Raw genomic sequence first — 14,025 nt, forward strand, 5'->3', positions numbered from 1 at the left:
TTTTGACAGGTACCGGACGCCTCCGCGCCCGGTGAACGAGATTGCTGAAGCCTTTGCTGCCGAAATCAGGCGGCGGAACTGGCGGTGATCGGCGGGGTTTCGGTCGCGCCCCACTGGCTGAGGATGTGCTCCGCCGTCCGCGTGGCCTGGGCCACGATCGTGAGCGACGGGTTGAGCGCCGTCGAAGAGGGCAGGAAGGATGCATCGACGACGTAAAGATTATCGACATCCCAGACCTTGCAGTTGGGATCGAGCACCGAAGTCTGCGGATCGCTGCCGAAACGCGCCGTGCCGCACTGGTGCATGGACACCTTGATGTCCATCTTGTTGGTGATGATCAAAGGGTAACCGAGCGAGCGCATGTGGGCGCTCCACACTTTCACCAGTTCACTGTGGGATTTGAGGTTGTTGGCCGTGTAGCTCAGCCTGATCTTGCCGTCCGGGTCGAGGCTGACACGGTTGTTCGGGTCCGGCAGATCTTCCGACATCAGCCACCAATCGACGCTGCGTTCGGCAAACATGGACATCAGCCATTCCGGCGCCCAGCGGGCATTCGCCGTCAGCATGCCGCCCTGAAGTTTGCCCAGGCCCTGCACATTGCCGAGCGGATAGGGCTTTTCACGGTTGGCCAGGTAATAATCGTTGATCGCCATCGATTTTTGAAACACCACCCGGTTTTTCCGGAAGGGCGATATCGCCATCATGGCGGTGTTGTTATGGGCCATGTAGTTTCGGCCCAGCTGGTCGGACATGTTGTTGCCGATGCCGCGTTTGTGCGTGTTATTGGCGGAGCGCAGCAGCAGCGCAGATGAATTGATCGCACCTGCGCTGGAGATGAAGAGGTCGGCGCCGATCGTGCGCGTTTCGCCATTGACCGTGAGTTCCACGCCGGTCACGCGTTTTCCGGTCGGATCGGTGATGACACGGTGGACAAAGGCTTCCGTCACCAGGTCGATACCACCCTTCGCAAGAGCAGGATTGACCAGCCTGACCTCGGCATCGCCCTTGGCGCCAAGCTGGCAGGCGAAGCCATCGCAGGTGCGACAGCGGACACAGCTGCCTCCCTCGTGATAGTCGATGGCGATCGGCAGCGGAAAAGGGTTCAAACCCTTGTCCCGCAGCTTGCGCTCGAAAAAGGCGATCTCCGGCTCATGCCCGATGGCTGGATAGGGCATGGGACCGGAGCGCGGAGGCTCGGTCGGGTCCATGCCTGCCGTGCCATGGGTGCCCATCAGTTTTTCGGCGATATCGTAATAGGGGGCGAATTCGGAATAACGGACAGGCCAGGCCGGCGCGAGGCCATCCTCGTGCTGCAGGTCCTCGAAATCCTCGGCACGGAAGCGCAATGTCGCGGCTCCGAAGAACTTGCTGTTACCGCCGACATAATAATAGGTGCTCGGATTGAAATCCTTGCCGTCCCGATCGCGCCAGGTTTCTTTGGTGGCGTATTTGCGGGTATGAAATACCGCGTCGACGCTCCAGTTGTCCGGTTCGCGCGGCAGGCGCGGCCCGCGCTCGATCATCAGGATGCTGCGGCCGTGACCGGCGAGCCTATTGGCCATCGCACCGCCGCCAACACCGGCGCCGATGATGACGACATCGTAGAAATCCTTGATAGCATTCATGATATTCTCCTCCCGGCGGTGCGCCCATCCCGCGCAATCTCGCCTCGTTTTCTGCGTTACATGACGGCCCCGACCTGCCAGGGCACGAATTCGTTGTCGCCGTAATCGTAGGTTTCGCTCGCGGTCCTGGCGCCGGAGGCGGTGTCGATGATCATCTGGAATATGCGCTCACCGGCCTGTTCGACGCTCTCGTCACCGGTGGCCACGGTGCCGCAATTGATGTCCATGTCCTCGCTCATGCGCTCGAACATCGGCGTGTTGGTCGCAAGCTTCAGCGAAGGGGCCGGTTTGAAACCGGAAACCGAACCACGGCCGGTGGTAAAGCAGATGATGTTGCAGCCTCCGGCCACCTGGCCGGTGACGGCCACCGGGTCGTAACCGGGCGTGTCCATGAACACGAAACCGTTTGCGGTAATGGCCTCGGCATATTCATAGACCGCATTGAGGCGCGAAGTGCCGCCCTTGGCGACCGCGCCGAGCGATTTTTCCAGAATGGTGGTGAGGCCGCCGGCCTTGTTGCCATGCGAAGGGTTGTTGTTCAGTTCGGCATTGCCGCGTTCGGCATAATCGCGCCACCACGCGATGCGCCGCAGCAGCTTTTCAGCCACTTCGGGCGATGCTGCCCGGCGGGTCAGAAGATGTTCGGCGCCATATATCTCGGGCGTTTCTGCAAGACAGGTCGTGCCGCCATGGCGAATGAGAAGGTCCGACGCATGGCCCAGTGCAGGATTGGCGGAAATGCCGGAATATCCGTCCGAACCGCCACATTCGAGGGCAAGTTTCAGCATGGAAGCCGGTTGCGGTGTGCGCACCACGTTGTTGACGCCTGGCAGCATGGCCTCGATTGCCGCAATGCCTTCCTCGATCGTGCGCCGGGTCCCGCCGGTTGCCTGAATGGTCATGGCGCGGAAACGGTCGCTTTCTGCAAGTCCGTGCGCGGAAAGAATGGCCGGGATCTGGTTGGTTTCGCAACCGAGACCGATCATCACCACACCGCCGACATTGGGGTGGGTCGCATAACCGGCAAGCGTGCGGGTCAGAAATGCGTAACCTTCCGCCTTGGTGTTGATGGCGCAGCCTCCCGCATGGGTCAGCGCAATGATGCCATCGACATTCGGGTAATCGTCGAGGCGGCCCGGTACTGCGAAATGGGCGGCAACGGCCTTCGAGACCGTGGCGGAACAGTTTACCGACGAGATGATGGCGATGTAATTGCGCGTGCCGGCGCTGCCATTCGGCCGTGCATAGCCCATGAAGGTGGCACGACGTTCGGCAGGAACATAATCCGGCTCATGCGCATCGACACAGAATTCATGGGAAAGTTCGACGTCGCCCATGGCCATGTTGTGGATATGGACATGTTCGCCCACCGCGATGTCCCTGTTCGCAAAACCGATGATCTGGCCGTATTTGATGACCGGATCACCGGATTTCAGCGAGGCGATGGCGACCTTGTGGCCCTGCGTGATGCGCTCGGCGAGAAAAGCGCCTCCGATCTCGGCGAAAGGTGCCGGGTCAAGCGTGACGCGTGCAATCGCGACGTTGTCGCGACCGTTCAGCCGCAGCAGCGGCGAGTTTGTTTCATAGGCCGTCATGTCAGCCGCCCTTCTTTTCGAACAGGGAAATCTTGTCCTCGTACATGTTCGCCATGACGGCGAAGGATGAATCGAGGTGGATGCGCATGGCCAGTTCCGCCTGGTCGGCGCTGCGATTTTTCAGTGCGTAGATGATTGCTTCGTGCTGGTCCGTCACCTTGGCCAGATGGCCCGGCACCGGCGCACTCAACTGGCGCATGCGGTCGAGATGCACCTTGGCCAGCGTGATGAATTTCCAGATGTTGGGATAGCCGCTGATCGCCGCGATCTTGCCGTGAAGCGCGTCGTCGGCATCGAGATAAAGCTCGAGCGTGTTGCGATCCAGCAATTGCTGCATGCCGGTGATCATTCCCTCCAGTTCGATCACGTCCTCGTCGGTTATCCGCGCCGTCGCCTTGCGGATGCTTTCGATTTCGAGCGCCCTGCGGATGACGAAACCTTCCTCGGCCACCGTAAACGAGATGCGGCTGACATAGGTGCCGGAATGCGGAAAGATATCGACGAGACCTTCGTCGGCGAGCCTCTGCAAGGCTTCCCGAACAGGCGTGCGCGACACGCCAAAATCGACGCAAAGGTCTTTTTCCGAGATCACGGCACCTGGCTCCATCTCCAGATGAACGATCGCCTGCCGCAGGATCCCATATATCTTATCGGATTTTTGAACTGGCTTCATTTTTGACGAAACTCTCTCTATTTGCCCCTATTTTGCTGAAATGCCTGCATTATTCAAGATAAATAATTTTCGTTGACAGCTTGATTTCCTTCTGACCTTATATAACCAATATATTAGTTGGTGGCGCAAGAGGAAAGTTAGGCGCTGCTGGCGGAGGAGAAAAACATCGGTCAGGAGCCCGGTGGATTTCAGCAAATGAGACATGCGCCGACGAGATCGTCACCCTGTCCGGGAGGTTTGTGCCTGCCGTGATGCGGAGCGATTGCGGCGGACGCCGACAGAGGCATGGTGGCTACAAAACGATGGCAACGATCAATTATCTTACCCGTATCGAATTCGACGAAGGCGCGATCGCACGATTGCCGGCGCTGCTGGCGGAGCTCGGCGTCAAGCGCCCTCTAGTTGCCACCGACCGCGGCTTGGTCTCGAGCGGACTTGTCGAAAAGGTGCTTGCCTTGTTCGACGAGCGCCCCGTCGTATTCGACGGCACGCCGGCCAATCCGACCGAGGAAGCGGTCGAGGCCGCGCACGCGCTTTATAAATCGGAAGGCTGCGACGGTATCGTCGGCTTGGGTGGCGGCTCGTCGCTCGATCTTGCCAAGGCTGTCCGCCTGTTGAGCGGCCATGAAGGCCCGCTTGCCCAATATACCGCCGTGGAAGGGGGCGCGTCGCGCATTCATGGCCGCATCTGTCCGATGATTGCCGTGCCGACGACCTCGGGCACCGGTTCGGAAGTCGGGCGCGCTGCGGTCATCATCACGGCCGAGGGACGCAAGCTTGGCATTCTGAGCGGTCACATGCTGCCGACGATCGCGCTGTGCGACCCTGAACTGACCTATGGGCTACCGGCCTTCCTGACGGCTGCGACCGGTATGGACGCGCTGTCGCACTGTCTCGAAACCTATATGGCGCCATCGGTAAACCCTCCGGCCGAAGCGATTGCGCTCGACGGTCTCAGGCGCGGGTTTCCGGCCATCCGCGATGCCGTACGCAACGGACAGGACCGCCAGGCCCGCTGGAACATGATGATGGCGGCCCTGGAAGGCGCGATGGCCTTTCAGAAGGGGCTCGGCGCGGTTCATGCACTCACCCATCCACTCGGCGCCATCCGCGAACTCAATCTGCATCACGGCACCTTGAATGCTGTCCTGATGCCGGCGGTGCTGCGTTTCAACCGGCCCGTCATCGGCGCGAAATGGGATGTAATGGCGGACATTCTCGGCGGTGAACCGGATGTCGTGATCGCCGATCTCAACCGCGAAATCGGCATGCCCTCGGGGCTCGATGCGATGGGCGTCACCGACGCGATGATGGAAAAGGTTTCGGGCGAGGCGCTGAAGGACCATTGCCACGGAACCAATCCGCGCATCGCAACGCGGGATGAATATCTGGAAATTCTTCGCCAGTCGCGCTGAGCACGGCGAAAAAAGCAAAGGCCGGGCTTGTCCGGTCACTTCACGGGAGGTGTGAATGTCTGATAACCAACTCGAGACGAAGGGTGGGGAGAAATTCCTGTCCGATCTGAAGCTGACGCGTCGCGGCGTGCTGAGCGCCGGCGCTGCCATGACCGTTGCCGCGGCGCTGGGCCGGCCGAATTTCGCCTATGCCCAGGATCTGAAATTCTGTGCGTCGCTCGGATGGACCGTCTGGGAATCCGGTCGCCATATCGTCAATGGCTATAAGGACGCGATTGACCGCCTTGGCGGCACGCTGACAATTGCCGACGCCAATTACGACATCAAGAAGCAGGCCGACCAGATTGCCGCATTCGTGGCCTCGAAGCCTGCGGCGATCTTCATCACGCCGGCCGATGCGGCCGCCATCGCGCCTGCCGTTCAGGCCGCCGTCGCCTCCGGTATTCCGATCTTCTGTGGTGACAGCTACGTGCCGAACACGACCGTCACCTCGACCGCAATGTCGAACAATTTCGGTCTTGGTGCAGCCGGCGCGGAATACATTGCCAAGCGGCTGAACGGCAAGGGCAAGGTGGCGCTGGTGAACTTGCCCTCGAACGAATCCTGGGACCAGCGCACCCTGGGTGCCCACTCGGTCTTCGTTCGCTTCCCGGAGATCACCATTGCATCGGAAATCGCCTTCGCACTGGGTGGCACGACAACACCGCGCCAGGTGGTGGACAATATCCTGACCGCCAATCCGGAACTCGATGCCATCTGGTGTGCATGGGACGGGGCAGCCTCGGAAGGTACTCTGGCGATCCGTGCAGCCGGTCGCAAGGTGTTCATCACCGGCATCGATGGCGGAAAACAGTCGTTCGAATATATCAAAGCCGGCTCGCCCTTCGCATTGACCATGGCGCAGAGCTTCTACGAAATGGCCTATATGAACGCCTTTTACGCGCATGAAGTGGTCGCTGGCCGCAAGGCGCCGCGTTTCGTCATCACGCCGTCCTATGCCGTTACGCAGGACAGCCTGAAAGATCTGCCGGAAATCCCCGACAACTACGACCAACCGGGCGAAGCGATCAAGCTCGGCTGGGCGCGAGCTCTCTGATCCAAAATCTCCCGGAGAAACCTACGGCGGGCCGGATCTCGGCCCGCCTCACGTCAAGAGAATGGGATAGTGCAATGGCGACCGTATTGAGCATGCGGCAGATCGAAAAGCGCTTCGGTGTCGTGAAGGCGCTGGATGGCGTCAATTTTGAACTCGAAGCGGGCGAGATCCACGCACTGCTGGGTGTTAACGGCGCGGGTAAATCGACGCTGATCAAGATCCTGTCCGGGGTCTATGCGAAGGATTCCGGCACGATTGAAATCGGCGGTGCGCCGGTGGAACTGGGAAGCCCTGCTGCCGCCATCGCCCACGGCATTGCATCGGTCCAGCAGCATCCGGAACTGGTCAATGACTTCACCGGTGTCGAAAATATCTTCCTGGGGGAAGAGGCCGGCAAGCCCGGACTTGGTGGCCGTATCGACCGCAAGGCGATGAGGCTGGCGGCGCAAAAGCTTCTCAAACGGTTTCCCATCGAGATCGATCTCGATCGCCGCGTCGGTGAAATGCCGGCCGTGGACCGCGAGATTGTCGCCGTCCTGCACGCGCTGCGCCGCGAAGATATCCGCATCCTCATTCTCGATGAGCCGACTTCGACCCTGACCGAGCGCGAGAAGGCTTCTCTTTTCCAGCTGATGCGCAGCCTGAAAGCCGCAGGCATCGCCATCATCTATATCACCCACCGCCTCGAAGAGGTTTTCGAGATCGCCGACCGCTTCACCGTTTTCCGCGGCGGGCGCAATGTCGCGACCTTCACCTCCCGGGCGGCGCTGGAGAGCGGCGTTTCCATTCCCGAACTGATGCTGGACGAGAAGACCGGCGACATCTTTCCTCCCCGGACCGGCGAAGCGGGGGGTGAAGTGATGATGGAGGTGAGAGGCCTTGAAAAAAAGGGGCTTTTCAGCGACGTCAGCTTCACCCTCCGGCGCGGGGAAATTCTCGGTATTTTCGGTCTCGTCGGATCGGGTGTCGACGAATTGTCCAAAGCGCTGTTCGGTGTCATTCGCCCGGATGGCGGAGAGATCGAGATCCAGGGAAAACCCGCTATCCTCAAGGACCCGCATGACGCCCTGAAGCGCGGGATTTTTCTCGTTCCCGGCGATCGGCGCACCGAAGGCCTGACGCTTTCCAAGGATGTCGTTTTCAACACTACGCTTGCGCATCTCGGCAAGGCGTCTTGGATCGGCGGTTTCCTGCGCTTTGGCCGTAACCGCAAGGCCGCCGAGGAGCTTGCGAGGCGAGTTGCCCTGCAACCGCCTAAACTCGACCGGCCGGTCAGCGCCTTTTCAGGCGGCAACCAGCAGAAGATCGTCATCGCCAAAGGTCTGTATCGCGACTCGCAGATCTACATTTTCGTCGAGCCCACGGTCGGCGTCGATATCGGTGCGCGGGCAACCTTGTACGCCCTGATGCGCGAACTGTCGAAGAAGGCAGGGGTCCTGGTCATTTCGTCGGATTGCGATGAAGTCCACGGCGTCGCCGACCGCACCATCGCTCTCTACAAGGGGCGACCTATCGCTCACGCAGATGCGGCTCCCAGCCGCGATCAGCTTCTTGCCGCCGGTATCATGGGAGTTCGGTCATGACGGATACATTCAAACTGCCGCCGGTCGTGCTCAGACTGGCAGCTTTCGTGGGGCTTCTGGCGGTTATCGCCGCCGTCTTCCAGTTTTTTGCGCCGGCCTATCTCAGCAACGGCAACCTGCATGCCCTGCTGCGTCACATGTCGGTCAACGGGCTGGCTGCGATCGGGCTGACCTTCGTCATCGTCGTGCGTCAATTCGACCTGTCATTCCCGGGCGTTGCTTCGCTGGGCGCCATGACGCTGGGTTTTCTGCTGGCCACCGGCTATAGCCTTTCGGCGTCGATCGCGGGTGGTGTCGCGATTGGGCTTCTGGCCGGCATTATCAACGGAACCGCCATCGCCTATTTGCGTCTGCCCGACATCGTCACCACGATTGCGACCGGCGGCGTGGCGATCGGGCTGTCCTATTTCTACAGCAACGGTACATCGATCTCGGAAAACTTCTTCATGTCGGGCATTCTCGACCTGAACGACGCCAAGATCCTGACCTTCGACATGCCGGTGGTGATCCTGGCCTGTGCCGCCGTCGCCGCCGGCCTGATCCTGCATGCCTCACGGTTTGGCCGTTCCTTCTATGCGACGGGCGAAAACCGGGTGTCCGCGCATTTCTCCGGCATTCGCGTCAAGGCTTATGTTCTGGCCGCCTTCGGTCTGTGCGGTGCCATGGCCTGTCTTGCCATCACGTTGCTCGTCGCCTCTTCGGGGGCAGCCAATGTCTCGGCCGGAAGCCAGTTGCTGATGCCGGCCTTCGCTGCGGTCTATCTGGGCGCGGCTCTTTTCGGGGCGCCGTCCATTCCTGCGACACTTGCGGGAACGCTGCTGATGTCGGCCATGCTGAACGGGTTCACGCTGCTGGCGATCCCTTATTATTACAGCGATGCGATCGTCAGCACTGTTCTGATCGGCGCTATCGCGATTTTCGATCCCAAACTGACGGCGACGCTTGGCAATCTGCTGCGCGGCCGCACCGCCCGCTGAAGGGAGAAACGAGGATGACTGTTTTGAGCGAAAACGTGACCACCGGCAGGAGCCGCCCCGATTTCGAGACGTTCTTCGTCCGCTACGGCCTGTTCCTGCTTGTGCTGGCAGCCTTCCTGCTGTTCGCCTGGCTGCGGCCGACATTCATCAGCGCCGGCAATATCAACGATATGCTGCGCTCGGCAAGCATTGCCGCCATTATGTTCCTCGGCCTCACCTGGATCATCGCGGCCGGCGAGATCGACGTGAGTTTCATGTCGGTCGCCGCCCTTGCCAACATGATCGTCGCCGGCCTCGTCGCCGCCGGTTATGGCTGGCCCCTGGCCTGTCTTGGCGGCCTTCTGGCCGGTGTCGTGTTCGGGCTCATCAACGGTGGTCTGGTCGCCGGGTTCAAGCTGCCGGCTCTGGTCATTACCATTGCCACGGGCGGGTTGGCAGGGTCCATCGCTGCCGCAATTGGTCTCGGCACATCGATCTCGCTGTCCTCGACCGGGTTTGTCGGCAGCGTGCTGCATGCCAATATCGGCATCGTGCCACTGATCACCGTCGTGGTGGCCGTCGTTTACGGGCTTTCCTACGTGATCCAGGAACACCTGACATTCGGGCATTACCTTTATGCCATGGAGCAGAACCGTGCCGCCGTCGTCGAAGCGGGTGTGCCGGTCAACCGGATACTTTTCCTCCTTTACATCCTGTCGGGCACGGTCTCCGCGATTGCCGGAATTCTGCTGACGGCGGATCTCTCCTCCGGTCAGCCCTACATCGGCAGCTCCTATTTCATCGACGGTCTGACGGCGGTTCTGCTCGGAGGCATGGCGTTGAAATACGGCAAGCCGAATGTGATCGGCACGCTCGCGGCCGTGCTGCTGCTCGCCGCCTTGCTCAGCGGCGCCGCCCTTCTCGGATGGACGGATTCCCAGCGGCAGATCGTTCGCGGCCTGTTGCTTCTGTTCGGCGTGGCGGTTGTCGTCTGGGCGCGCCGCAAGAACCGTGCACATATCTGAAGGCAGACATTGATGAACAATACAATCAAGGCATCCACGCCGCGTCCGGTCGGCAAAACCGGCTTGACAGTAACCGCGCTCGGTATCGGAAGCGCGCCGCTCGGAGGTCTCTACGCACCGGTCCCCACCAGCGACGCCGTGGCCATGCTCGAAGCGGCCTGGGCAGCCGGCATCCGCTATTTCGACAGCGCGCCGATGTATGGCAATGGTCGATCGGAACATCTGGTTGGCCAGGTGCTGCGCGAGACGGGGGAGAGGGCGTTCACCCTTTCCACCAAGGTCGGCAGGCTGATGACGAATGAGCGTGCAGGGCGCCAACTGCCGCCGGAACCGCCCAAAAACCCGCTCGATCCGGGCTGGTGGAACGGTTTGCCGTTTCGTGAAGTGTTCGACTACAGCTATGACGGCGTGATGCGCAGCTTCGACGACAGCCAGCAGCGCCTTGGCTTCACCAATCCCGATATCCTTTACGTGCACGATATCGGCCGTGTCACCCATGCGGACCTTCATGACGTCCATTGGAACGCGTTGACCAGGGGCGGCGGGTTCAAGGCGCTGACCGAGCTTCGCGACGCCGGCGACATCAAGGGTTTTGGCCTCGGGGTCAACGAATGGCAGGCCATTCGTGATGCGCTGGATGAGGCGGATCTGGACTGCAGCATGCTCGCTGGCCGCTACACGCTGCTGGATCAGGATGCCGAACGGGATTTCCTGCCTCTGGTGGAAAAGCGCGGCATGGCCCTGGTCGTTGCCGGTGTCTACAATTCCGGGATCCTCGCATCCTCTTCGCCCAAGCCGAAATACAATTATGCCGATGCGCCGGCCGAAATGGTCGAACGTGCCGAACGCCTGCGCGCGGTCTGTACACGCTACGACGTGCCGCTTCAGGCCGCCGCCGTCCAGTTTCCGATGCGCCACAAGGCGACGACCTGCGTGGTGATCGGTGCAAAAACGGCGGCCCAGCTCAATGCCAATGTCGAATGGTTCGACCGTGACATTCCGGAAGGCCTGTGGACCGAGTTGAAGGCCGAAGGCCTGATCGGCGCCTGATATCCATTTTCTGACAGACGAAAGAGACTGCCATGCTGAAAAACGTTCACCCGCTCCTCACCAGCCCCCTGCTCTCCGTGCTTGCAGAAATGGGGCATGGCAACGAGATCGCCATCGTCGATGCCAACTTTCCGGCCTCCGCCTGCGCCGAACGACTGATCGACATGCCGGGCCTCAGCGCCACCGACATTCTTGATGCGGTGCTGAGCGTATTTCCGCTCGACGATTTTGTCGAACAGCCCGTCAGCTACATGCAGGCCCCCGGTGAACCGCTGCCGATCTACGAGGAGTTTGCGGGGTCGGTGGAACGGGGCGAGGGCCGCAGCATCAAGCTCGCGGGTATCGAACCATCGGCTTTCTACGAGCGCGCCCAGAATGCCTACGCGGTGATCGCCTCCGGGGAACGACGTCTTTATGGCAATATCCTCCTGCGCAAGGGTGTCGTGCGCCCCTGAACAGGCAAAGCGCACAAGCAAACGAGGGGGAGGAAATCATGCTCGACAGCCATCAGCATTTCTGGAAAACGGATCGCGGCGATTACGGCTGGCTGACGCCGTCGCTTGGAACGATTTACAGGGATTTCCTGCCCGACGATTTGCGTCGCGAAATGCAGAAGGCAGGCATGACGCGGACCATTGTCGTGCAGGCGGCCGAAACGGAGGCCGAGACGGATTTTCTCCTCGACCTCGCCCGCGAAACCGATTTCATCGCGGGCGTTGTCGGCTGGCTGGATCTCGATAGCGATGACTTCGAGACAAGACTTGCGCGTTATCGCGACAATCCCTTCTTCGTCGGCATTCGTCCGATGTTGCAAGGGCTTGACGATGACGCGTTCATCCTTCGGCCGCGCGTCCTGCAAAGCCTGAAGGCAATTGCGGCGGCAGATCTGCCTTTCGATATCCTGACCTTTTCCCGTCATTTGCCACATGTCATCCGCGCCCTCGAACAGACGCCGGGATTGAGGGCCGTGATCGATCACATATCGAAGCCTGAAATCGCAGCCGGCAAGTTCGAACCCTGGGCGAGCCACATGCGCGACATCGCGGCCTTCCCCAACGTTTCCTGCAAAATCTCCGGCATGGTGACGGAAGCGGGTGCAAAGTGGGAACTGGAGGATTTCCGCCGCTATACCGATCACGTCGCATCCGTCTTCGGCGCCGATCGTCTGATGTTTGGAAGTGACTGGCCAGTCTGTCTTCTCGCGGCAAGTTACGGCGAGGTTGCCAATCTCGCGCGCACCCTGCTTTCCGCGCATTTCGCGCCCGCCGAGCTGGAACGGATTTTCGAACAAAATGCGGCTGACTTTTATGGCGTCTGAAGTCTCATCACGGATCGACGGATAGATTGAGGTGACCATCCATCAAAACCTCATTGCCGGGGAATGGGGCGGTGCCGAACCCTTGCAAAATATCAGCCCCTCGGACACAGGCGAGGTGGTCGGGCTTTATGCAAGTGCAAGCGCCGAAGATACCAGGCAGGCAATCAGTGCCGCCAAGCATGCGTTTCCAGCCTGGTCTCGTTTCGGGATGCTGGAGCGAAACACGATCCTGAAAAAAGGCGGCAGAAGAGATCCTTGCCCGCAAGGACGAACTTGGTGCCCTTTTGGCATGTGAAGAATGCGCCGGCTTTGGCCTATGGCAACACCATCGCCTTCAAGTCAGCCGATCTTGTGCCCGGTTCCACCGCGGCAGGCGGGCACGTTGCCGTATCATCAGTCGTGAATAACCGAAAATATCAGCTCGAAATGGGCGGCAAAAATCCGATGGACTTGCTTAATGACGCGGATTTGGCCGTGGACGTGGAGCCCGCCGCCAATTCTGGTTTCTTCGTCAAGGGTGGGATTGCTTCTGCGCCAAAGGCGACCGCGCACGACAAAATATCTGTCGTCCGAAGTTTCAGGATATCTGTCGGCCGTTTTCGCCATTACAACAACGAGCGTTGCGCGGGTTCGGCGGTTTGGTTCTCGCGAGCGTATCCACGTCTCGTCAACTCGGTTTGGGCGCTGAAACAAACATCGGCATCCCGGTCGCCAAGAAATTCCTGAAGGCCGGCCAGACTGAGCCGATCCCAGCTCTTGCCACGGTCCGGCCCCGAGGGTACGCGCGGGAGCAGTCCCGGTTCGTTGCTCCACTTCAATAATTGCTCGACGGATGCGGCATTCAGCAGGTCTCGCAGGTGATGGGCGGTAACATAGGCGTCCGGCATGGCTCTGTGGGCGGGCAAGCCAATATCGTGAATCAGGCCCTCCGGCATTTGTTGATAACGCAGCATCTGATTGGAAAAACGCGGTAGATCAGGCCAGATCCGCAGCGCGCATTTCCAGGTGCATATCCAGAACGCGCCGTCCGTGAGGCTCGGACGGCAATATCTTTGCTCGAAAGCGGCGCGGTGTGCCGCCAAGGCCCGAACACCACCTTCCGGCTGCAGGATGCCGGGTGCCGCCTGTTTCCAGAAGGGTGCGTTGACGAGGTCCTCATCGCGAATGTGGTGGATTGCCATCGTCTCGGCGGAGATCGCGCGGCCGGGGTTAACGAAACGAGCTCCGCGCTCCTCGCTGAGGCTCCATTCGCCATCACCGACACGAATGACGTCCTGCCAGCCGATCTCGCAAACGTCGTTCGGTCCGTTTCCGGCTGTCTCCGGATCGATGACGCGAATGCGGGTTATCGACACGATCGCTGCTCTTTCACTGTTTGCCCGATTGTAATCGAGATTAGCGGGACTGGTTCCCTTAAAATCGATTGCGCGCCGATCGGATCGGATCAGGAACTTCTGAGAGGCTGTCGCATTGGCGCTTGAGATATAGGAGAAACCAATGACCCTGACGCATCCCGTCCCCAGATACACTCTCGAAAAGCTGCAGGAGTCATATGACCTGAGTATCCCGCAGGCCGTCAACATCATGGAAAAGTTCGGATCGGAAAAAGATCGGATCGATCGCTTCATGCGCCGTTGTGATAGACATCGCGGCCGCAAAGCAGGAGGAACAAAATCCCGAACCTGATGT

General features: G+C 60.2%; 13 protein-coding genes and 1 pseudogene. 10 read left to right on the forward strand and 4 right to left on the reverse strand.

What is annotated here, in order from left to right:
* Positions 1-65: 65 nt before the first annotated feature.
* From J2T09_RS08615 to J2T09_RS08625, 3 genes are read right to left on the reverse strand one after another with little or no spacing between them, the layout of a single operon-like run.
* A complete protein-coding gene (locus tag J2T09_RS08615; RefSeq protein WP_306833290.1) occupies positions 66-1,625 on the reverse strand; it encodes a GMC family oxidoreductase in 1,560 nt (519 codons plus the stop codon).
* Positions 1,626-1,681: 56 nt separating this feature from the next.
* On the reverse strand, positions 1,682-3,220 hold the full coding sequence (locus J2T09_RS08620) for a UxaA family hydrolase (RefSeq protein WP_306833291.1): 1,539 nt from the start codon (positions 3,218-3,220) through the stop codon (positions 1,682-1,684).
* A gap of 1 nt (position 3,221) precedes the next feature.
* A complete protein-coding gene (locus J2T09_RS08625) occupies positions 3,222-3,893 on the reverse strand; it encodes a GntR family transcriptional regulator (protein ID WP_306833293.1) in 672 nt (223 codons plus the stop codon).
* 302 nt (positions 3,894-4,195) lie between these two features.
* On the opposite strand from J2T09_RS08625, the gene J2T09_RS08630 reads away from it, so the two are divergent.
* The 9 genes and pseudogenes from J2T09_RS08630 to J2T09_RS08670 form a co-directional block, all read left to right on the forward strand.
* On the forward strand, positions 4,196-5,308 hold the full coding sequence (locus tag J2T09_RS08630; protein WP_306833295.1) for an iron-containing alcohol dehydrogenase: 1,113 nt from the start codon (positions 4,196-4,198) through the stop codon (positions 5,306-5,308).
* Positions 5,309-5,363: 55 nt separating this feature from the next.
* Positions 5,364-6,404, forward strand: coding sequence for a sugar ABC transporter substrate-binding protein (locus tag J2T09_RS08635; protein WP_306833297.1), 1,041 nt, complete (start codon positions 5,364-5,366; stop codon positions 6,402-6,404).
* A 74-nt stretch (positions 6,405-6,478) separates the two neighbouring features.
* The gene (locus J2T09_RS08640) at positions 6,479-7,987 is read left to right on the forward strand and encodes a sugar ABC transporter ATP-binding protein (RefSeq protein ID WP_306833300.1); all 1,509 of its coding nucleotides are present in this window, start codon (positions 6,479-6,481) and stop codon (positions 7,985-7,987) included.
* Positions 7,984-8,964: an ABC transporter permease gene (locus tag J2T09_RS08645; RefSeq protein WP_306833302.1), complete on the forward strand. Its 981-nt coding sequence runs from the start codon at positions 7,984-7,986 to the stop codon at positions 8,962-8,964. The genes J2T09_RS08640 and J2T09_RS08645 overlap by 4 nt, the downstream gene beginning before the upstream one ends.
* Positions 8,965-8,978: 14 nt before the next feature.
* The gene (locus J2T09_RS08650; RefSeq protein ID WP_306833304.1) at positions 8,979-9,968 is read left to right on the forward strand and encodes an ABC transporter permease; all 990 of its coding nucleotides are present in this window, start codon (positions 8,979-8,981) and stop codon (positions 9,966-9,968) included.
* A 12-nt stretch (positions 9,969-9,980) separates the two neighbouring features.
* The gene (locus tag J2T09_RS08655; protein ID WP_306833306.1) at positions 9,981-11,018 is read left to right on the forward strand and encodes an aldo/keto reductase; all 1,038 of its coding nucleotides are present in this window, start codon (positions 9,981-9,983) and stop codon (positions 11,016-11,018) included.
* Positions 11,019-11,050: 32 nt separating this feature from the next.
* The gene (locus J2T09_RS08660) at positions 11,051-11,473 is read left to right on the forward strand and encodes an RbsD/FucU family protein (RefSeq protein ID WP_306833308.1); all 423 of its coding nucleotides are present in this window, start codon (positions 11,051-11,053) and stop codon (positions 11,471-11,473) included.
* A gap of 38 nt (positions 11,474-11,511) precedes the next feature.
* Positions 11,512-12,336: an amidohydrolase family protein gene (locus J2T09_RS08665; RefSeq protein ID WP_306833310.1), complete on the forward strand. Its 825-nt coding sequence runs from the start codon at positions 11,512-11,514 to the stop codon at positions 12,334-12,336.
* Between the two features lie 31 nt (positions 12,337-12,367).
* A pseudogene (locus J2T09_RS08670) lies at positions 12,368-12,855 on the forward strand (aldehyde dehydrogenase family protein); the annotation flags it as partial.
* A gap of 86 nt (positions 12,856-12,941) precedes the next feature.
* Here J2T09_RS08670 and J2T09_RS08675 read toward each other — a convergent pair.
* Complete coding sequence (locus tag J2T09_RS08675) at positions 12,942-13,691, reverse strand: DNA polymerase III subunit epsilon (RefSeq protein ID WP_306833882.1); 750 nt, start codon at positions 13,689-13,691, stop codon at positions 12,942-12,944.
* Between the two features lie 142 nt (positions 13,692-13,833).
* Here J2T09_RS08675 and J2T09_RS08680 point away from each other — a divergent pair, with 142 nt between their 5' ends.
* On the forward strand, positions 13,834-14,022 hold the full coding sequence (locus J2T09_RS08680) for a hypothetical protein (protein WP_306833917.1): 189 nt from the start codon (positions 13,834-13,836) through the stop codon (positions 14,020-14,022).
* Positions 14,023-14,025: the final 3 nt, after the last annotated feature.

The sequence above is a fragment of the Neorhizobium huautlense genome (assembly GCF_030811685.1).
GTDB classification, from domain to species: domain Bacteria; phylum Pseudomonadota; class Alphaproteobacteria; order Rhizobiales; family Rhizobiaceae; genus Neorhizobium; species Neorhizobium huautlense_A.